The following is a 19,180-nucleotide window of genomic DNA, read 5'->3' as shown; positions in this document are numbered from 1 at the left end:
CCGTCGGCGTGGCTCAGCGGACCTGCGTCACCTCGAACTGCTCGCGCGGGCTCGCGTAGAACTCCTGCGACTCGATGAGCTGCAGCTCCCGCGAACCCGCGTCGTAGGTCGTCTGCAGCAGGTCGAAGACACTCGAGGTCGTCTTGGCGAGGGATGCGGCGGCGTCCCCGCTGCGCGTGTAGTGCGCGGTGAAGAGGGCGGCCGTCACGTCGCCGGACCCGTTGGCCTTCATCGGGATGCGCGGGGTGCGGACGATCCACGCGCCCTGGTCGGTGACGGCGAGCATCTCGATCGTCCCCTCCGGCGCGTCCGGGCGCTCGACGCTCGTGACGAGGACGGTCGACGGCCCCATCGCCCGGGCCGCGTCGGCGGCGGCGAGCGTGGATTCGAGGTCGGCCGGGTCGGTCTCCGTCAGGAAACCGAGCTCGAACTGGTTCGGCGTGATGATGTCGGCAGCAGGCACGACGCGCTCGCGCAGCAGCACGGGGATGGCGGGGGCGACGAAGCATCCGCTCTTCGCGTTCCCCATCACCGGATCGCAGGCGTACACCGCTGCCGGGTTCGCCGCCTTCACGCGGGCGACCGCGTCGAGGATGACGTCGGCGATCCCCTCGCCGCCCTGATACCCCGAGAGGACGACGTCGATGTCGGCGAACGCACCCCGCTCCTCGATGCCCGTGATGACGTCGGCCACGTCCTGCGGGCTGATGAGCGGACCACGCCATGCGCCGTAGCCCGTGTGATTCGAGAAGTTCACCGTGTACACGGGGTGCACCTCGACGCCGATGCGCTGCAGCGGGAACACGGCGGCCGAGTTGCCGACGTGGCCGTAGGCGACGGCGGATTGGATGGAGAGGATCTTCACGGGGCGGTGCTCGCTTTCGGGTGAGGCGCGACGGATCGCGCTGCGGCGGCGACGTCGGCGGCCAGGCGCGCGGCGTCGGAGTCGGACAGGTCGTGCACGGTGAGACGGAGGCGGTCGGATGCGTCGCCCCCGTCGAGCTGGAACTCGTCGCCGGCCCGGGCGAGCCAGCCGCGGCGCATGAGCTGCTCGGCGACCGCCCGCGCGGGGGAGGGGACACGGACCCAGAGGCTGAGTCCGTCGCCGGCGGCTGTCGGGACGCCTTCGGCTGTCAGGAGATGCGCGAACGCGTCGTTCCGGGCGCGGTAGTGATCGCCGGCTCGGTCGACGAATGCCATCAGGGCCGGATCGGAGACGAGGGCGACGACGAGACGTTGCAGCAGATGGCTGACCCAGGTCGAGCCGGGGCTGAGGCGTCGCGCGAGGCGATTGGCGGTGTCGGCATCGCTCGCGGTGACCGCGAGGCACATGTCGGGACCCAGGAACTTGGAGACCGAGCGGATCAGGGCCCAGCGCCGGTGGCCTTCCCCGATGATCGAGTGGTACCGCTCGCGGGACAGCATCGAGAAGTGGTCGTCCTCGATCACGAGGACGTAGGGATGCGTCGCGAGGACGGCACGCAACTGCGCCGCCCGCTCGGCTGTCAGGCTCACCCCGGTGGGGTTCTGCGCGCGCGGCGTGCACACGATGGCGCGAACGCCCGCCTCGAGCGCGGCACGGAGGCCGTCGACGGTCATCCCCTCGTCGTCGACGGGGATCGCCACGGGACGGTAGCCGCCGATGCGGACGGTGCGGAGCGCGGACAGGAAGCACGGGTCCTCGAGGCCGACGAGATCGTCGCGCGTCAGTGCGTCGGCGAAGAGGCGTTCCAGGGCGTCCACCGCCCCGCCCGTGATGGTGACCCGCAGGTCCTCGCGCGCGGAGAGGTCCGCACGCACCCAGTCCGTCGCCCATGCTTCCAGAGCCGGATCGATGGTGGGCTCGCCGTAGAGCACCGGGCGTCCCGCGAGTGTCGCCAGCGCGGGCCCCGGATCGGGGATGCGCGACGGATCGGGGTTGCCGGTGGCGACGTCGCGGAGGACGGTGTCCGAGGCGAACCCCTCCTGGGCCACGACGGCGCCCGCGCTCACACGGGTGCCCGCCCTCCCGGCGGTCTCGACGACGCCGGCGCCCGCGAGGTGGCGGTACGCGGACACGACAGTGTTGCGATTGACGCCGATGGACTCCGCGAGCGCGCGGACCGGGGGGAGGGGGTCGCCGGGGCCGAGCTCGCCACGGTCGATGAGCGCCCGGACGCTGTCTGCGATCTCGGCGGCGGTCTCGCCGCCGATCTCCAGGACCACGTTCGTCATACGGTCAAGTCTATGTCCAAGCCATGATAGCTTTTGGCCTATGTCAAACACCGTCACGGGAACCGGTCGCGTGAAGCGCGGCCTCGCGGAGATGCTCAAGGGCGGCGTCATCATGGACGTCGTCACGGCCGACCAGGCGAAGATCGCCGAGGATGCCGGCGCGGTCGCCGTGATGGCGCTGGAGCGCGTTCCCGCCGACATCCGCTCCCAGGGCGGTGTCGCGCGGATGAGCGACCCCGACCTCATCGACGACATCATCGCGTCGGTGTCCATCCCCGTCATGGCGAAGGCCCGCATCGGGCACTTCGTCGAGGCGCAGGTGCTGCAGGAGCTTGGTGTCGATTACATCGACGAGTCCGAGGTCCTCTCCCCGGCGGACTACGTGAACCACATCGACAAGTGGGGGTTCACCGTCCCCTTCGTGTGCGGGGCGACCAACCTGGGCGAAGCCCTGCGCCGCATCACGGAAGGGGCGGCGATGATCCGCTCCAAGGGTGAGGCGGGCACCGGCGACGTCTCAGAGGCGATGAAGCACATCCGCAAGATCCGGGGCGAGATCGCCGCGCTCGCCGCGCTCCCGAAGGACGAGCTGTACGTCGCGGCCAAGGAGCTGCAGGCCCCGTACGAGCTGGTGGCCGAGATCGCCGAGACCGGGGTCCTGCCGGTGGTCCTCTTCGTCGCCGGCGGCGTCGCCACTCCCGCTGACGCGGCGATGATGATGCAGCTGGGCGCCGATGGCGTCTTCGTCGGCTCGGGCATCTTCAAGAGCGGCAACCCGGCCGAGCGGGCCGCGGCCATCGTGAGGGCGACGACGTTCTTCGACGACCCGAAGGTCATCGCCGATGTCTCGCGCGGTCTCGGCGAGGCGATGGTGGGGATCAACGTGTCGGATCTGCCGGCGCCGCACCGCCTCGCCGAGCGGGGCTGGTGACCGCTCCCGTCGTCGGCGTCCTCGCCCTGCAGGGCGACGTGCGCGAGCACGCGCGCGTCCTCACGGGACTCGGCGCCGAGGTGGTGCTCGTCCGGCGACCGGAGGAGCTGGCGCGGGTGCGGGGCCTCGTCCTTCCCGGCGGTGAGTCGAGCGTCATCGACAAGCTGTCGCGGTCGTTCGGGATGCGCGACCCGATCCGGTCCGCGATCCGGGGCGGGATGCCGGTGTACGGCACGTGCGCCGGGCTCATCCTCCTCGCGGACCGGCTCACGAACGCCATCGACGGGCAGCAGACCTTCGGCGGGCTCGACGTGACGGTCGAGCGGAACGCCTTCGGCTCCCAGACCGAGTCGTTCGAAGCGCTCCTGCAGGTCCCCGCCGTCGGCGACCCGCCGGTGCGGGCGACGTTCATCCGGGCACCCGTGGTGGTGGCGACCGGGCCCACGGTCGACGTGCTCGCCCGGCTCGACGACGGGCGGATCGTCGCCGTCCGCCACGGGCGGGTCCTGGCGACGTCGTTCCACCCCGAGCTGAACGGCGACACCCGGTTCCACCGGCTCTTCCTCGACACGGTCGGGGCCGCGGTGTCCTGAACCTACGCCGGCACGAGTGAGCGCACGGCGTCGAGGGTCCGGCGGACGTCGTCCGCGGTCGTGGCCCAGGAGGACACGGAGCACCGGATCACCGCGCGCCCCGCCCACTCTGCGCCGGTCATCGCCGAGGTCCCGTCTCGGAGGACGGCCGCACCCAGCTCGCGCGTCGCCGCGTCGTCGTCGAGGCGGAACATCACCTGCGTGTACTCGACGTCGTTCACCACGCTCACCCCGGCCATCTCGCGCAGACCGTCGGCGAGTCGCCGGGCGTTCGCGCACATCCCCTCGACGAGGGATGCCACGCCCGAGCGTCCGAGCGATCGCAGCGCCGCCCAGGCGGGAACGCCACGTCCGCGCCTCGACAACTCGGGCGTGACGTCCCACGGATCCAACCGGGAGTACATGAGGTAGTCGCCGCCGGTGCGGAACATCGCGATCGAATCGGCGGGGTCGCGCACGATTGCCATCCCGCAGTCGTACGGCACGTTGAGGGTCTTATGGCCGTCCGTCGTCCACGAATCAGCGCCGCCGACACCCGCCACGAGGTGCCGCAACCGCGGCGACGCCCCGGCCCACAGGCCGAACGCCCCGTCGACGTGCACCCAGGCGCCGCTGCGCCGCGCGATCGGGATCAGCTCCTCGAACGGGTCGAAGGCGCCGGTGTGGACCTCGCCCGCCTGCAGGCACACGATGGAAGGACGGCCCGCCAGCGCGGCCATCGCCTCGGCGAGGGCGTCGACCCGCATCCGTCCCTGATCGTCGCTCGGCACGACGACGAGCTCCTCGGACCCCCACCCGCAGAATCGAGCTGCGCGATCGATCGACGCGTGACGGTGCGCGCCGACGACGAGCGCGACCGGCGGTGCGCCCCGCAGGCCTTGCCGGACCTGGTCCCAGCCCGCCCGCCGCAGGACGGCGTGCTGCGCGGTCGCGAGGCACACGGTGTTCGACACCTGCGCACCGGTGACGAACCCGACGGATGCGGTCTCGGGCAGACCGAGCAGGTCGCAGACCCACCGGCCCGCGGTGCGCTCGACCGCTGCGACCGCGGTGGTCATCGTCGTCGATCCGCTGTTCTGATCCCACGCCGAGACCAGCCAGTCGGCTGCAAGCGCGGCCGGGAGGGTGCCTCCGATGACGAAGCCGAAGAAGCGGCCGCCGGGGATCCCGACGAGACCGGGGTCGGCGTCGCGCGCGAGCGACTCGACGACGTCGCCCGGGTCGAGGCCGTCGTCGGGCAGGGGGCCACCGAAGACGGCATCCATGTCGTCCACGCCTGCGCGTGGCCAGACGGGCCTGTCCTCGAGCGAGCCGAGGAACCGCAGTGCCTCACGATGCGCCACCTCGAGCGCGCGTTCCCGAGCGTCCATGCCCAGGAGTGTCCTCCTGCCGGCGGGGGCGCACAACGCCCCTCCCGCGGCCACGCTCGTGACGGTCGTAGACTGGTACCCGCGCTTTTTCGGAGAGGAGTCCCGTGAGCGGACATTCCAAGTGGGCCACCACGAAGCACAAGAAGGCCGTCGTCGACGCCCGACGGGCCAAGTCGTGGGCGAAGCTCATCAAGAACATCGAGGTCGCGGCCAAGCTCGGCGGCCCCGACCTGCAGGGCAACCCGACGCTCTTCGACGCCGTCCTGAAGGCGAAGAAGACCTCGGTCCCGAAGGACAACATCGACCGCGCGGTCAAGCGCGGCGCCGGCATCGGCGGCGAATCGGTCGAGTACACGTCGATCATGTACGAGGCGTACGGACCGAGCGGCGTCGCACTCATGGTCGAGTGTCTGACCGACAACAAGAACCGTGCCGCCGCAGAGGTGCGCACCGCGCTCACCCGCAACGGCGGGACGCTCGCCGACCCTGGCTCGGTCGCCTACAACTTCAGCCGGAAGGGCGTCATCGTCGTCTCGGGCGAGGGGACGACCGAGGACGACGTCATGATGGCGGCGCTGGAGGCTGGGGCCGAGGAGATCGAGCCCCGAGCGGAGGGCTTCGAGGTCGTCACCGAGGCGTCGGACCTCGTCGCCGTGCGCTCCGCGCTCACCGAGGCCGGGATCGACTACGACTCCGCCGACGTCGAGTTCGTGCCGAACCTCAAGGTCGAGATCGACGCCGACACCGCCCGCAAGATCTTCCGCCTCATCGACGCCCTCGAGGACAGCGACGACGTGCAGAACGTGTACGCCAACTTCGACCTGACCGCCGAGGTGCAGGCCGAGTTGGAGACCGACGACGAGGACTGAGTCCCTCCGCGCGTCCCGAGCGGATGCCGCATCCCACCCGTCTAGCGTGGGGGATGTGGCATCCGCTCTTCGCGTCCTCGGCATCGACCCGGGCCTCACCCGCTGCGGTGTGGGCGTCGTCGACGTCGGCCGGGACAGACGGGCCTCGCTGGTGCACGTCGGGGTCGTGCGCTCCGCCCCGGACGCGCCGATCGAGCGGCGTCTGGCGACCATCGCGGCGGGAATCCGCGCGGTCCTCGCCGAGCACAGTCCCGACGTCGTCGCGGTGGAGCGCGTGTTCGCGCAGCACAACCGCAGCACCGTGATGGGCACCGCGCAGGCCAGCGGCATCGCCCTCATGCTCGCGGCGGAGCACGGCCTTCCCGCCGCGACCCACACGCCGTCGGAGGTGAAGGCGGCGGTCACCGGATACGGGAGTGCGGACAAGCTGCAGGTGCAGACGATGGTCGCGCGCGTGCTGCGCTTGGACGCGCTCCCGCAACCCGCCGACGCGGCCGACGCCCTGGCCCTGGCTCTCTGCCACGCGTGGCGGCGGAATGCCTCGACATCGACGTCCGACGGTGCGTCGACCCCCGCGCAGCGGGCGTGGGCGGCTGCCGAGCGGGCGACGCGCCGCTGAGCGTGTCGCTCGAACATAGGTCCGAAGCCTCGCGTAGGGTCGGAGCATGATCTCCTCGCTGCGCGGACGCGTCGTCCACCTCGAACCGGAGTCCATCGTGCTCGACGTGCACGGTGTGGGCTACGCCGTCGCGGTCACCTCGCAGCACGCGCGACGCCTGCACCTCGGGGACGAGGTCTTCGTGCACACGTCGCTGATCGTCCGCGAGGACGCGATGTCGCTGTTCGGGTTCGAGTCGCGGTCCGAGCTCGATGTCTTCGGGCACCTCCTGAGCGTGTCCGGCGTCGGACCGAAGTCCGCACTGGGCGTGCTCTCGTCGCTCACCGTCGACCAGATCGCCGGTGCCGTCGCGGGCGAGGACGACGCCCCGTTCCGGCGCGTGTCGGGCATCGGGCCGAAGACCGCGAAGCTCATCGTCGTGCAGCTCGCCGGCAAGCTCACCGCCCCCGCCACGGCAGCCACCGCGTCCGTCCCCCCGGCCGGTCTGGGCGATCAGGTGGTCGCCGCCCTCGTCGCCCTGGGATGGAGCGAGCGGATCGCGACCGAAGCCGCCGCAGCCGTCGTCGACGACGCGCCAGCGGGCGCGACCGTTCCCGCGCTGCTGAAGCTCGCGCTCGCGCAGCTGGGCCCTGCCCGCAAGGAACGCACGGGTGTCTGACGCGCGCGATCAGGACCGTCCCGCGGACGAGACCGAGCTCGCCGTCGAAGGTGCCCTTCGGCCCTCGTCGCTGGCGGAGTTCGTCGGACAGACGAAGGTGCGGGGACAGCTGCAGCTGCTGCTGGATGCCGCACGCATCCAACTGCGTCCACCCGACCACATCCTGCTGTCGGGCCCGCCCGGACTCGGCAAGACCACCCTCGCGATGATCGTCGCGCACGAGAGCGAGCGGCCGCTGCGGCTCTCGAGCGGGCCTGCGATCCAGCACGCCGGCGACCTCGCCGCGCTCCTGTCGAGCCTCGTCCCCGGCGAGGTCCTCTTCATCGACGAGATCCACCGGATGGCGCGGTCGGCGGAGGAGATGCTGTACCTCGCGATGGAGGACTTCCGCATCGACATCATGGTCGGGAAGGGCGCGGGGGCCACCAGCATCCCGCTCGATCTCGCCCCGTTCACCCTGGTCGGCGCGACGACCCGATCGGGCCTGCTGCCCAACCCGCTGCGCGACCGCTTCGGGTTCACGGCGCACCTCGAATACTACGAACCCGGTGAACTCGAGCAGGTGATCGCCCGATCCGCCGTCATGCTCGACGTCGACCTGCCTGCGGCGTCCCGATCGGAGATCGCCCGCCGCTCGCGGGGCACACCGCGCATCGCCAATCGGCTGCTGCGTCGTGTCCGGGACTACGTGGTCGTCCACGGCGGCACGTCGACCGTCGCGACGACGCAGGACGTCGCCGACGCGCTCGACCTGTACGACGTCGACGACCTCGGCCTCGACCGCCTCGACCGCGCCGTCCTCGACGCGCTGATCCGCCGGTTCCGCGGCGGGCCGGTGGGACTCAACACGCTCGCCGTCGCGGTCGGGGAGGAGTCGGACACGATCGAGTCGGTCGTCGAGCCGTACCTGGTGCGCATCGGCTTCATGGGGCGCACGCCGCGCGGCCGCGTCGCCACCCCCGAGGCGTACGCGCACCTCGGCGTGCCGCGGCGCGACGGGGCGCTGACGCTCGATGACCTATAATCCTTGAAGGCTCCGGCCTCCCACCCTCTTCCGCGTCGCTGCGGCGTGCCCACTCGAAAGGCGGACACTCGTCCATGTTCCTTCTCACCCAGCAGAACACCCAGCAGGCCACCGGAGGGAACTTCCTCATGGACTACGGCCTGCTCATCCTGCTGGCGGGCCTCCTGGTGTTCATGTTCATCAGCTCGCGCCGTCGCACGAAGCGGATGAAGGAGGAGCAGGAGAAGAAGGCCCAGCAGATGGTGCCCGGCGTGAAGGTCCTGCTGCAGGGCGGGCTGTACGGCACCATCGTCGAGTACGACGGCGACGACCTGTCGAAGGCGGCGCACGTCGAGCTCGCCCCCGGCGTCGTCGTCGAGGTGCACAGCCAGGCGATCCTCCGCATCGTCGAGGATGAGGCCGTCATCGAGGAGCCCGCTGCCGACGCTCAGGTGGCCGGCGACGACGTGATCGTCTCGCGCGACGAGGCCGTCCTCGAGCGCCCGGTCGCCGACGCCCCCGTCGACACGACCCCCGACGCGGACGACAAGCCCAAGGCCTGACCCGACCGCCCCCGCGGTCTCCCGACGAAAGCACTCCTGTGGCCTCTTCGACCCCTGTCCGCCGTGCCTGGCGCGCCCTCATCGGCCTGCTGGCGATCACCGCGGTCCTCTTCGGCGTGAACGCCCTCGGCGTCTACGCCTTCGAGCGCAGCTCGTGGCTGCCCGAGCTCGCCCTGGACCTCCAGGGCGGCACGCAGATCATCCTCCAGGCGCAGACGGAGGACGGCGCGCAGCCGTCCGACGACCAGATGCAGCAGGCGGTGTCGATCATCCGACAGCGCGTGGATGCCTCGGGCATCGGTGAGACGGACATCACGACGCAGGCGGGCAACCAGATCGTCGTCCAGCTCCCCGGGCAGGCCGACGAGGAGACACGAGATCGCATCGAGCGCTCGGCCCAGATGCAGCTCCGCGCCGTGCTGTTCACCTCCGCTCCGTCCAACACCTTCGTCGGTGAGGACGGCGAAGAGACGCCGTATCCGACGCCGGACCCGACGCTGAACGCCACGCCGACCCCGTCTCCGACGAACGGGAGCGACATCGCCTGGGCGACGGACGCCCTGCAGGCGGAGTTCCTCGCGTACGACTGCGCGGACGACGCCAACAATCCCGCCGAGGAACCGGCCGACCAGCCGCTCATCACCTGCGACGCGGACGGGTCGGCGAAGTTCCTGCTCGGCCCCGTCGAACTCGACGGCTCGGCCATCAGCGATGCCACGAACGGCATCAACCAGCAGAACGGCCAGTGGGCGGTCAACATCGTCTTCGACAGCGCCGGCGCCGACACCTTCGGCGACATCAGCCAGCGCCTGTTCAACCTGCAGCCGCCGCAGAACCAGTTCGCGTTCGTGCTCGACGGCGAGGTCATCTCGGCCCCGTCGATGAACGCGGTCATCACCGACGGCCGTCCGCAGATCACGGGGAACTTCGATCAGGACACGTCGAAGGTCCTCGCCGACCAGCTGAAGTACGGCGCACTGCCCCTCAGCTTCGAGGTCCAGAGCAGCAACTCGATCTCCGCGACGCTCGGCTCGCAGCAGCTCACCATCGGCCTCGTCGCGGGCCTCATCGGGCTCGCGCTCGTCGCGGTCTACTCGCTGACGGTCTACCGCGCGCTCGGCTCGGTCATCATCGCGTCGCTCGCGGTCATGGCGATCCTGACCTACATCACGCTCTGCATCCTCGCGTGGCGCATGGGCTTCCGACTGTCGTTGGCCGGTGTCGCGGGCCTGATCGTCACGATCGGATTCACGGCGGACTCTTTCATCGTCTACTTCGAACGCATCAGGGACGAGCTCCGGGACGGCAAGTCGATCACGAGTGCCGTGGAGGACGGCTGGGCGCGTGCCAAGCGGACGATCTACATCTCGAAGTCGATCAACATCCTGGCCGCCGTGGTCCTCTACATCCTTGCGGACGCCACCGTGAAGGGCTTCGCGTTCACGCTGGGCCTGACGACCGTCATCGACATCCTGATCTTCATCCTGTTCACCCACCCGGTGCTCCAGCTGCTGGCGCGCACGCGCTTCTTCGGGGGCGGTCACCGCCTCTCGGGTCTCGACCCCGAGGCGCTGGGCGCCGTGTACCGGGGCCGCGCGCAGTTCCGGGCCCCCGCAGCGGCCGGTGGCCGCACACAGGCCGAGAAGCGCTCGTCCCGTTCGCGCGGCGAAGCGGCGAAGCGGCAGACCATCGCCGAGCGGAAGCTCGCTCAGCAATCGAGTGATATGCGCTCCGCGGGGGAGGGGAACGACTGATGCGCTCCATGAACGAGTTCGGCAACGACCTCTACACGGGAAAGGTCTCCTTCCCGTTCGTCGGACGCCGGCGCCTGTGGTTCATCATCGCGGCCGTGCTCGTGATTGGCTCGGCGCTCGTCCCGCTGTTCCGCCCCATCCAGTTCTCCATCGAGTTCACCGGCGGTTCGCAGTTCACCGTCAACAGCGTGAGCGCCCCCGACCAGCTCCTCGCGAGCGAAGCCGTCGAGTCCGTCGTCCCGGGGGCGGCGACCCGCGTGGCGACGATCGGCGAGGACTCGCTCCGCGTCCAGACCGATCAGATGACCGACGTGGAGACGCGCGAGGTGACGGCGGCCCTGGCCGAGGCGTACGACGTGGAGCCGTCCCGGGTCAGCTCGTCCTTCATCGGCCCGAGCTGGGGAGAGAGCGTCACGCGGCAGTCGTTGTGGGGCCTCGGGATCTTCCTCGTGCTGACCTTCCTCATCCTCGCCCTCTACTTCCGCACGTGGAAGATGTCCGTCGCGGCGATGATCGGCCTGGTCGACGTCCTCGTCGTCACGGTCGGCGTCTACGCGCTGTTCGGCTTCGAGATCTCGCCGGCCGCCGTGATCGGGTTCCTGACGATCCTGTCGTACTCGCTGTACGACACGACGGTCGTCTTCGACAAGATTCGAGAGAACACGTACGAGGACGGCGAGAAATCGGGACGCACCTTCGGCGAGTCCGTGAACCTGGCGACGAACCAGACCCTCGTCCGTTCGATCAACACCACCGTCGTGGCGGTGCTCCCCACCGGGGCGATCCTGTTCATCGGCGCGCTGTGGCTCGGTGCCCAGACCCTCACCGACATCTCGCTGTCGATCTTCGTCGGGACCATCGTCGCGGCGTACTCCACGCTGTTCGTCGCTGCGCCGCTGTACTCGCTGCTGCGTGAGAACGAGCCCGAGCTGAAGGCCCGCGATGCCCGCGCGCTGGAGGCCCGTTCGGCGGCTGTCGCCACGGTCTGACGCGTGTGCGGGCGGGCGTAGGATTGACCAGATCCAGACGCGCACGCGGAGAGACCGGAGGTGGTCGCATGGCAGAGGCGGTCACCCCGACGGGGTCCGCGTCGAGCGGACAGTCGCTGCGCCGCCTCGTGCCTCGGATCTTCTCGCGTGCTCCCTCGCGCGATGCCCTCGAAGAGCTCATGCGCACCGTGCGCATGCACCATCCGAAGGGCGACATCGCGATCGTCGAACGTGCGTACCGCGTCGCTGCGAAGGCGCACTCGTCGCAGAAGCGGCAGAGCGGTGAGCCGTACATCACGCATCCGCTCGCTGTCGCACAGATCCTCGCCGAGCTCGGCCTCGGACCGCGGGCGATCGCGGCCGCTCTCCTCCACGACACCGTCGAGGACACGGATTATTCGCTGAGCCAGCTCACCGACGAGTTCGGCGACGAGGTCGCGATGCTCGTGGACGGGGTCACCAAGCTCGACAAGGTCAAGTACGGCGACGCCGCGCAGGCCGAGACGGTGCGGAAGATGATCGTCGCGATGTCGAAGGACATCCGCGTCCTGCTGATCAAGCTCGCCGACCGCCTGCACAATGCGCGCACGTGGGGCTTCGTCCCGCCGGAGAAGGCGGCCAAGAAGGCCCGCGAGACCCTCGAGATCTACGCACCGCTGGCCCACCGTCTCGGCATCCAGACCGCGAAGAGCGAGCTCGAGGACCTGTCGTTCGCGGTGCTGCACCCGAAGCTGTACGCCGAGATCGACTCGCTCGTGAAGCAGCGGACGCCGCAGCGCGAGCAGTATGTGCACACCGTCATCGACAACGTCGAGTCGGACCTCCGCGATCTCAAGATCCGCGGGCGCGTCATGGGCCGTCCCAAGCAGCTGTACTCCGTGTACCAGAAGATGGTCGTCCGCGGTCGCGAGTTCGACGACATCTACGACCTCATCGGCATCCGGATCATGGTCGGCACGGTGCGCGATTGCTACGCCGTCCTCGGCGCGATCCACGCCCGATGGACGCCGATCCCGGGACGGTTCAAGGACTACATCGCGACGCCGAAGTTCAACCTGTACCAGTCGCTCCACACCACCGTGATCGGGCCGGGCGGTCGGACGGTCGAGATCCAGATCCGCACGCACGAGATGCACCAGCAGGCGGAGTACGGCGTCGCGGCGCACTGGAAGTACAAGGAGCAGGTCGCCGGCGGCAAGAGCGACTCGAAGGCGCTCGACCAGGACATGGCGTGGCTCGCCCACATCTCGGACTGGCAGGCCGAGACGGCCGACCCCAGCGAGTTCCTCGACTCGCTGCGCTTCGAGATCGGTGCCAAAGAGGTCTACGTCTTCACGCCGAAGGGCCGCGTGGTCGGTCTACCCGCGGGGGCGACGCCCGTCGATTTCGCGTACGCCGTGCACACCGAGATCGGCCATCGGACGATGGGCGCCAAGGTCAACGGGCGACTCGTGCCGCTCGAGTCCGAGCTCCATTCGGGCGACGTGGTCGAGGTCTTCACCTCGAAGAACCCGGATGCCGGGCCGAGCCAGGACTGGCTGGCATTCGTCAAGAGCACCCGCGCACGCAACAAGATCCGCGGGTGGTTCACCAAGGAGCGCCGCGACGAGGCGGTCGAGCAGGGCAAGGACGCGATCGCGCGCGCGATGCGCCGGCAGAACCTGCCGCTGCAGCGGCTGATGAGCCAGGATTCGTTCACCGCAGTCGCGCACCAGCTGCGCTACGAGGACGTCACGGCGCTGTACGCCGCCGTCGGCGAGGGGCACGTCTCGACCCAGTCGGTCATCGAGAAGGTCACGGCCCTCGTCCGATCGGAGGAGGAGGACACCTCCACCGGACCGATCGATCTCCCGGCCGTCGGCCGGTCCCGGGCTCCGCGCGGCGGTGACTCGGGAGTCCTCGTCCGAGGAGCCGGCGACATCCTCGTGAAGCTCGCGAAGTGCTGCACCCCCGTCCCGGGTGACCAGATCGTCGGGTTCGTGACCCGCGGCAGCGGCGTATCCGTCCACCGAGCCGACTGCACCAACGTGCAGTCGTTGCACGATCAGCCGGACCGGATGATCGACGTGTCGTGGGCGCCGACCTCGAAGAGCGTGTTCCTCGTCCACATCCAGGTCGAGGCGCTCGATCGATCTGGTCTGCTCAGCGACATCACCCGCGTCCTCAGCGAGCATCACGTCAACATCCTGTCGGCATCGGTGCAGACGACGAATGACCGACTGGCGCTCAGCCGCTACGTGTTCGAGATGGGCGACACCGTCCACCTCGATCGCGTCCTGAACGCCGTCCGCCGCATCGACGCGGTCTACGACGTGTACCGCGTCACGTCCTCCTGACGGCTCCGCAACTCCGCGTACGCCGCGCGCTTGTGATGGACCGGGCCCGAGGTCTCCATCCAGCGGAGCGCGTCCGCCACAAGCGCGGGGCGCCAGGCGAGCATCTCGTCGACATGCGCCCGCGGTCCCGCGCCGGCAACCGCGTCCCGGACGAGATCGACCAGCGTCCGGACGGGCGTGGTCACCGCCACGCCGCTGATGGACAGCAGGTCGGCCGCGGGGATCCGCACGTCCCGGAACCGGATGCGTCCGTCCACCGGGACCGCCGCGCGCCTGTCCGACGCGCGCTGCAGGGTGTGCACCGCCGGCGGCGCGGCGAGCGCGCCGTGGATCCACGCGGCGCTCCCGTGAGTGACGGCCCGCTGGCTGCCCGCCGCGAGACGGAAGGATGCGGCGCGGAGCTCCCGCGTCTCCACGGCGTCGGCAGGCATGAACGCGTCGCCGATCTCGACGAGGTCGCCGTCGAGCCGGGCGGCCGTCAGCTCCGCCGTGGAGAGGCGGTCGTCGACGAAGTAGAGGAACGGCCACATGGGGGCAGTCTCCTCCGCCGGCGGGGGGAGCACCGGCATCCGGCGCCGGTTGTGGAGAACACCGCCCCCGAACCGGCGCCGGAGGAGGGCGTCAGCCGCCGAGCGCCCGCAACCAACCCTTCCGGGCTTCGAGCGCGTCCTTCGCCTTCGCGATCGCGGCCTTGTCCTTCGACGCCTCCGCCGCGGCGAGGTCCTCTTCGAGCTTGGTGATCGCGTCCTGGAGCTGGCTCGTCATGTCGTTCTGACGCGCCTTGGTCTCGGGGTTGTTGCGCTTCCAGTCCTCGTCCTCGCGGGACTTCAGGGCGTTCTCGATCTTCCGGAGCTGGTCGTCGAGTCCGCGCTCAGCGTCGCGCGGGAAGATCCGACCGATCTCGTCCCAGCGGCGCTGGATGGCCGTCAGCAGTTGGCGGGCCTTCGCGTTGTCCTTCTCGCGTCCGACGGCGGCGGCCTCGTCGAGCAGCGCCCGCTTGGCGTCGATCTTCTCCTTCGACGCCTCGGCGTCGGCGTGCTCGCGGTCCACGCGGGCGGCGTAGAGGACGTCGCCCGCGGCCTTGAACCGCGCCCAGAGCGCGTCGTCGGCCTTCCGGCCGGCACGACCGGAGGACTTCCACTGATCGAGCAGGGCGCGATACGCGGGGATGCCGTCCTCGCCCTGCGAGGAGAGGGCCTCCGCACGCTCGACCAGCCTGCTCTTCGCATCGCGGGCACTCTTGTGCTGCTCGTCGAGGCCGGAATAGAACTCGCGGCGGTGCTTGTCGATGACGGACCGTGCGTCGCGGAATCGCTTCCACAGCTGCTGGCCGGCCGTCTTGGGCAGGCGGGGGCCGGTGCTCTGGTGCTCCTGCCAGCGGGCGAAGAGCGCGGTGACGTCCGCAGTCGTCTGCTTCCACTGGATGGAACGGGGGTCCTTCGCGGCGATCGCCTCGATCTCGGTGACGATGCCCTCGCGCTCCGCGATCGCGGCATCCACCGCGGCTCGCTGCGCCTTCGTCTCCTCGGCGCTGGCCTCGGAGAGGGCGCCTTCGAGGGCGGTGACCCGCGCCTCCAGCGACGCCAGGTCGCCGACCGCCGCCGCGCCGTCGAGACGCTCGCGGATGGTTCGCGCCGTGCCCCGGAGATCGGATGCCGACGCTCCGCCGCGGCGGTGACGCACCTCGAGGAGGGTCACCTCCGAGGCGAGGTCGGAGAACTTCCGCTCGAAGTAGGCGAGCGCTTCCTCCGGGGTGCCGTCGGGGTACTGACCGACGACACGCCACTGGTCGCCCTCGCGGACGGAGACGGTGCCGTCGTCATCGACGCGGCCCCAGGGCTGGGTCTCGGGGGATTCGGGGGTGGCGGAACTCACGGGGGTCACCTCGTCGGCGGCATGCGCCGCATGGGGGTCGGATTCGGCACTCAGCCTAGTACGGCCGCGGTCACGGGGTCGGGGTCGAGGTGGCCGTTTCGGACGGAGACGGCGCCACCGACGGCGACGGCGACACGACGGGCGACGGCGAGACCGACGGCGACGGGGACACGGCCGGTACCGGCTCCGGTGCTCCCGGCCCGAGCGTGTAGTACGCGATCTGCCCGCCGAGGACGGCGAGGATCAGCGCCCCGCCGATCGCGCCGGCGAGGACGTTGTCGCGGCGACGCCGGGCGATGACCGATTCGTGGAAGCGTCGTCGCGCCTCGTACAGCCGCGCGCGCGCCTGCTGCTGACCGCTGTCGCGTCCTCTGCCGGATCTGCCCATGGCCACGCCGCTCCCTCCTCGGCCGCGCTCGAGCGCACGACCACCTGCAGGGTATGCAGGCGGCATCCGGGGCGCCAATCCGGGGACGCCGCCATGTCGGCGCCGACGGATAGCCTTGAGGGATGGCCCAGGGAGACGCGCTGTTCCGCGGAGCGACGCCCCTCGCCGTCCGCATGCGACCGGCATCCCTCGACGAAGTCGCCGGACAGTCCCATCTGCTCCGTCCGGGGTCGCCGCTGGTGGCCCTCGCCGATCCCGGCAGGGCGACGACCGGCGCGGTGTCGGTGATCCTCTGGGGGCCTCCCGGCACCGGCAAGACCACGCTGGCGCAGGCCATCGCCCGCACCTCGGGACGCCGGTTCGTGGAGCTGTCCGCCGTCACTGCCGGGGTGAAGGACGTCCGCGAGGTGATGCAGGAGGCGATGACCCAGCGGGATCTGTACGGAGCGTCGACCATCCTGTTCCTCGACGAGATCCACCGGTTCACGAAGGCGCAGCAGGACGCCCTGCTGCCCGGCGTCGAGAACGGGTGGGTCATCCTCATCGCGGCGACGACCGAGAATCCGTCGTTCTCGGTCATCTCTCCGCTCCTGTCCCGATCGCTGCTGCTGACGCTGCAGCCACTCACGGACGACGACCTCGGCATCCTCATCGACCGCGCCGTCTCGGACGCCCGAGGCCTGGCGGACGCGGTTCGGCTCGCCCCCGAGGCGCGGGCCGCCCTGATCCACCTGGCTTCCGGAGACGCGCGACGGGCCCTGACCTCCCTCGAGGCGGCTGCAGCGATGCCGGACGCGCCGGACGACGGCGAGAGCCCGCTCGTGACAGCGGACCACGTCGCCCAGGCCGTCGACCGCGCGCTGCTGCGCTACGACCGACAGGGGGATGAGCATTACGACGTCATCAGCGCGTTCATCAAGTCGATCCGCGGGTCCGATGCGGACGCGGCGATGCACTACCTCGCCCGGATGATCGAGGCCGGCGAGGACCCCCGCTTCATCGCGCGACGGCTCGTCATCTCGGCGGCGGAGGACATCGGGCTCGCCGACCCCCAGGCGCTGCAGATCGCCGTCGCCGCAGCCGATGCGGTGGCCTTCATCGGGATGCCGGAGGGCCGCATCCCGCTCGCAGAGGCGACCGCCTACCTCGCGACCACGGCGAAGTCGAATGCGGCCTACAACGCGATCAACGCCGCGATCGCCGACGTCCGAGCCGGCGGATTCGGGCGCGTCCCCGTGCACCTCCGCGACGCGCACTACGCGGGCGCGAAGCGCCTCGGCCACGGCAAGGGGTACGTCTACCCGCACGACCTCGACGTCGGCGTCGCGACGCAGCAGTACCTGCCCGACGAACTCCGCGGACGCCGGTACTACACGCCGACATCGCGGGGCGTCGAGCGCGACATCTCCGCTCGGGTGGAAAAGATCCGGAGGATCCTCGGTGACTGAACACGGGTGGGTCCGCGAGTCGAGCGGCGTCGTGTACGACGGGTTCACTCGCATCCGCCGCGACGTCTACCGGTCCGCGGACGGCGAATCGAGCGAGTGGGACGTCCTCGATCAGGGCGACACGGTCGCCGTCATCGCCTTCACACCCCGCGACACCGTCGTCCTCTTCGATCAGTTCCGGGTCGGACCGCGGCGCGTCATCGCCGAGCTCCCGGGAGGGGCCGTCGACGAGGGGGAGGGGCCGGTGGATGCCGGCATCCGGGAACTGGCGGAGGAGACGGGTTATCGGCCCGGAGCGGTCTTCCACGCGGGATCCGAGTGGGGTGGCGCGAATTCGACGCGGCGCAAGCACGTCCTCATCGCCGCGGAGTGCGACCGTGCCGGTCCGCCGACGTGGGGCCGCTTCGAGAGCGGTGTCGTGCGCGAACTCCCGGTCGACTCGCTCGTGTCGCATCTCGTCTCGGGCGACCTCAGCGACGCCGGTGTCGCCCTCCGCGGCCTGCACGCGTTCATGCGAGCCACGGAGCTCGACGGCCCGCTCGTCCCGCTGCAGCACCCGGTCAGGAAGATCCTCGCGAGCGGCGCAACCGGCGACGTCGATCCCGGGGACCAACGGGAGCAGCGCATCGCCGACGTCTGGGCATCCGCGGACGATGCCCGTCCCGATGCGCTCCGCGCCGCGATGGACGGGGCGCTCGGGCCCGAGGCGACGGACGATGCGCGCGCGCTGTTCGAACGCGCCTCGGTCGAGGACTTCCTGGGGGAGGAGGCGGCGGCGATCCCGCTGTACCGGGCGGCGCTCGACGCGGGCCTCACCTCGCCGTTGCGGAGCCAGGCCATCATTCAACTCGCGAGCTCGCTGCGGAACGTGGGGGATGCGTCCGGCGCGATTGCCGTGCTGCGGCGGATGCCGGCGGGAGACGCCCTGGCGGGTGCCGCCGGAGGGTTCCGCGCGCTCGCGCTCTACGACGACGACAAGCCCGCCCGCGCCCTGCGGACGGCACTCGACGCGCTGGCCGGCGAGGTGCCGATGTACTCCCGCGCGCTCCGCGCGTATGCCGAGGACGTGCGATCGCGACCGCGCATCCGGGTCATCGCCGTCGCCGTCCTCGTCCGCGACGGACACGTCCTCGCGGAGGAGTACCCGGCGACGGCCGCCCGCGGTGCGTTCCTGCGTGCGCCCGGCGGGGGAGTGCAGCCGGGAGAGACCGTGGATGCGGCCGTCCGCCGGGAGCTCGCGGAAGAACTCGGCGCCACCGTCACCGAGGCGACGCTGCTGGGGGTCCTCGAGAACATCTTCGACAACGAGGGGCGCCCCGGGCACGAGATCGTGCACGTGTTCGGGGTGCGCAGTCCCGAGCTGGAGGCGCTCCCGGTCAGGAGCCGGCTGTCGGTCCTCGACGGGGACACGTCCGTCGGCTGGTACCCCCTCGACCGGATCGACGCCGTCCGTCTCCCCTTCCACCCGCCGGGCGCGCTGGACCTCGCCCGCACCGGGGAGTGATCCGGCCCGTCTGTTAGACTGGACCGGCTCGAAACCGTGTTTTCGGGCATCCCCGTCTCTCTTTCC

18 protein-coding genes are annotated in these 19,180 nt (G+C 70.6%); 12 read left to right on the top strand and 6 right to left on the bottom strand.

What is annotated here, in order from left to right; translation table 11 throughout:
- Nucleotides 1–13: 13 nt before the first annotated feature.
- Both pdxY and KZX17_RS12350 read right to left on the bottom strand, forming a co-directional pair.
- Nucleotides 14–865, bottom strand: a complete 852-nt coding sequence (gene pdxY / locus KZX17_RS12355; protein WP_248174072.1) for a pyridoxal kinase PdxY — start codon at nucleotides 863–865, stop codon at nucleotides 14–16.
- Nucleotides 862–2,214, bottom strand: coding sequence for an aminotransferase class I/II-fold pyridoxal phosphate-dependent enzyme (locus tag KZX17_RS12350; protein ID WP_248174069.1), 1,353 nt, complete (start codon nucleotides 2,212–2,214; stop codon nucleotides 862–864). The genes pdxY and KZX17_RS12350 overlap by 4 nt, the downstream gene beginning before the upstream one ends.
- A 40-nt stretch (nucleotides 2,215–2,254) precedes the next feature.
- On the opposite strand from KZX17_RS12350, the gene pdxS reads away from it, so the two are divergent.
- A complete protein-coding gene (gene pdxS, locus KZX17_RS12345; protein ID WP_248174066.1) occupies nucleotides 2,255–3,145 on the top strand; it encodes a pyridoxal 5'-phosphate synthase lyase subunit PdxS in 891 nt (296 codons plus the stop codon).
- On the top strand, nucleotides 3,142–3,738 hold the full coding sequence (pdxT, locus tag KZX17_RS12340; RefSeq protein ID WP_248174063.1) for a pyridoxal 5'-phosphate synthase glutaminase subunit PdxT: 597 nt from the start codon (nucleotides 3,142–3,144) through the stop codon (nucleotides 3,736–3,738). The genes pdxS and pdxT overlap by 4 nt, the downstream gene beginning before the upstream one ends.
- A gap of 2 nt (nucleotides 3,739–3,740) precedes the next feature.
- Here pdxT and KZX17_RS12335 read toward each other — a convergent pair whose 3' ends face one another.
- Nucleotides 3,741–5,108: an aminotransferase class V-fold PLP-dependent enzyme gene (locus KZX17_RS12335; RefSeq protein ID WP_248174049.1), complete on the bottom strand. Its 1,368-nt coding sequence runs from the start codon at nucleotides 5,106–5,108 to the stop codon at nucleotides 3,741–3,743.
- A gap of 104 nt (nucleotides 5,109–5,212) precedes the next feature.
- Between KZX17_RS12335 and KZX17_RS12330 the strand changes: the two genes are divergently transcribed.
- The 8 genes from KZX17_RS12330 (at nucleotide 5,213) to KZX17_RS12295 (ending at nucleotide 13,899) form a co-directional block, all read left to right on the top strand.
- Nucleotides 5,213–5,977 (top strand): YebC/PmpR family DNA-binding transcriptional regulator, encoded by a 765-nt coding sequence (locus tag KZX17_RS12330; protein WP_248174047.1) that lies wholly within the window; start codon nucleotides 5,213–5,215, stop codon nucleotides 5,975–5,977.
- Between the two features lie 55 nt (nucleotides 5,978–6,032).
- A complete protein-coding gene (ruvC, locus tag KZX17_RS12325) occupies nucleotides 6,033–6,596 on the top strand; it encodes a crossover junction endodeoxyribonuclease RuvC (RefSeq protein ID WP_248174044.1) in 564 nt (187 codons plus the stop codon).
- Between the two features lie 46 nt (nucleotides 6,597–6,642).
- Nucleotides 6,643–7,254 (top strand): Holliday junction branch migration protein RuvA, encoded by a 612-nt coding sequence (gene ruvA / locus KZX17_RS12320; protein WP_248174041.1) that lies wholly within the window; start codon nucleotides 6,643–6,645, stop codon nucleotides 7,252–7,254.
- A complete protein-coding gene (gene ruvB / locus KZX17_RS12315; RefSeq protein ID WP_248174038.1) occupies nucleotides 7,247–8,278 on the top strand; it encodes a Holliday junction branch migration DNA helicase RuvB in 1,032 nt (343 codons plus the stop codon). Before ruvA ends, ruvB begins: the two co-directional genes overlap by 8 nt.
- Nucleotides 8,279–8,352: 74 nt before the next feature.
- Nucleotides 8,353–8,820 carry a preprotein translocase subunit YajC gene (yajC, locus tag KZX17_RS12310; RefSeq protein WP_248174035.1) on the top strand — a complete coding sequence of 156 codons (468 nt, stop codon included), beginning with the start codon at nucleotides 8,353–8,355 and terminating at the stop codon, nucleotides 8,818–8,820.
- A 38-nt stretch (nucleotides 8,821–8,858) separates the two neighbouring features.
- Entirely contained in the window at nucleotides 8,859–10,574 is a 1,716-nt protein-coding gene (gene secD, locus KZX17_RS12305) for a protein translocase subunit SecD (protein WP_248174033.1), read from the top strand.
- Complete coding sequence (gene secF / locus KZX17_RS12300; protein ID WP_248174030.1) at nucleotides 10,574–11,563, top strand: protein translocase subunit SecF; 990 nt, start codon at nucleotides 10,574–10,576, stop codon at nucleotides 11,561–11,563. The genes secD and secF overlap by 1 nt, the downstream gene beginning before the upstream one ends.
- A gap of 68 nt (nucleotides 11,564–11,631) precedes the next feature.
- Nucleotides 11,632–13,899 carry a bifunctional (p)ppGpp synthetase/guanosine-3',5'-bis(diphosphate) 3'-pyrophosphohydrolase gene (locus KZX17_RS12295; RefSeq protein WP_248174027.1) on the top strand — a complete coding sequence of 756 codons (2,268 nt, stop codon included), beginning with the start codon at nucleotides 11,632–11,634 and terminating at the stop codon, nucleotides 13,897–13,899.
- Here KZX17_RS12295 and KZX17_RS12290 read toward each other — a convergent pair.
- The 3 genes from KZX17_RS12290 to KZX17_RS12280 form a co-directional block, all read right to left on the bottom strand.
- Nucleotides 13,869–14,429 carry a type IV toxin-antitoxin system AbiEi family antitoxin gene (locus KZX17_RS12290; protein ID WP_248174024.1) on the bottom strand — a complete coding sequence of 187 codons (561 nt, stop codon included), beginning with the start codon at nucleotides 14,427–14,429 and terminating at the stop codon, nucleotides 13,869–13,871. The genes KZX17_RS12295 and KZX17_RS12290 overlap by 31 nt on opposite strands.
- Before the next feature lie 91 nt (nucleotides 14,430–14,520).
- Nucleotides 14,521–15,774, bottom strand: a complete 1,254-nt coding sequence (locus KZX17_RS12285) for a DUF349 domain-containing protein (protein ID WP_248174021.1) — start codon at nucleotides 15,772–15,774, stop codon at nucleotides 14,521–14,523.
- A gap of 70 nt (nucleotides 15,775–15,844) precedes the next feature.
- Nucleotides 15,845–16,162: a dioxygenase gene (locus KZX17_RS12280; protein WP_248174841.1), complete on the bottom strand. Its 318-nt coding sequence runs from the start codon at nucleotides 16,160–16,162 to the stop codon at nucleotides 15,845–15,847.
- Nucleotides 16,163–16,284: 122 nt separating this feature from the next.
- Here KZX17_RS12280 and KZX17_RS12275 point away from each other — a divergent pair, with 122 nt between their 5' ends.
- Nucleotides 16,285–17,610, top strand: a complete 1,326-nt coding sequence (locus KZX17_RS12275; protein WP_248174018.1) for a replication-associated recombination protein A — start codon at nucleotides 16,285–16,287, stop codon at nucleotides 17,608–17,610.
- Entirely contained in the window at nucleotides 17,603–19,114 is a 1,512-nt protein-coding gene (locus KZX17_RS15220; RefSeq protein ID WP_248174015.1) for a tetratricopeptide repeat protein, read from the top strand. The genes KZX17_RS12275 and KZX17_RS15220 overlap by 8 nt, the downstream gene beginning before the upstream one ends.
- Nucleotides 19,115–19,180 lie beyond the last annotated feature (66 nt).

This window comes from Microbacterium sp. EYE_78 (genome assembly GCF_023149035.1).
GTDB lineage: Bacteria > Actinomycetota > Actinomycetes > Actinomycetales > Microbacteriaceae > Microbacterium.
The sequence above is the reverse complement of the archived record's forward strand: the minus strand, read 5'-3'. Positions and strand labels throughout refer to the sequence as shown.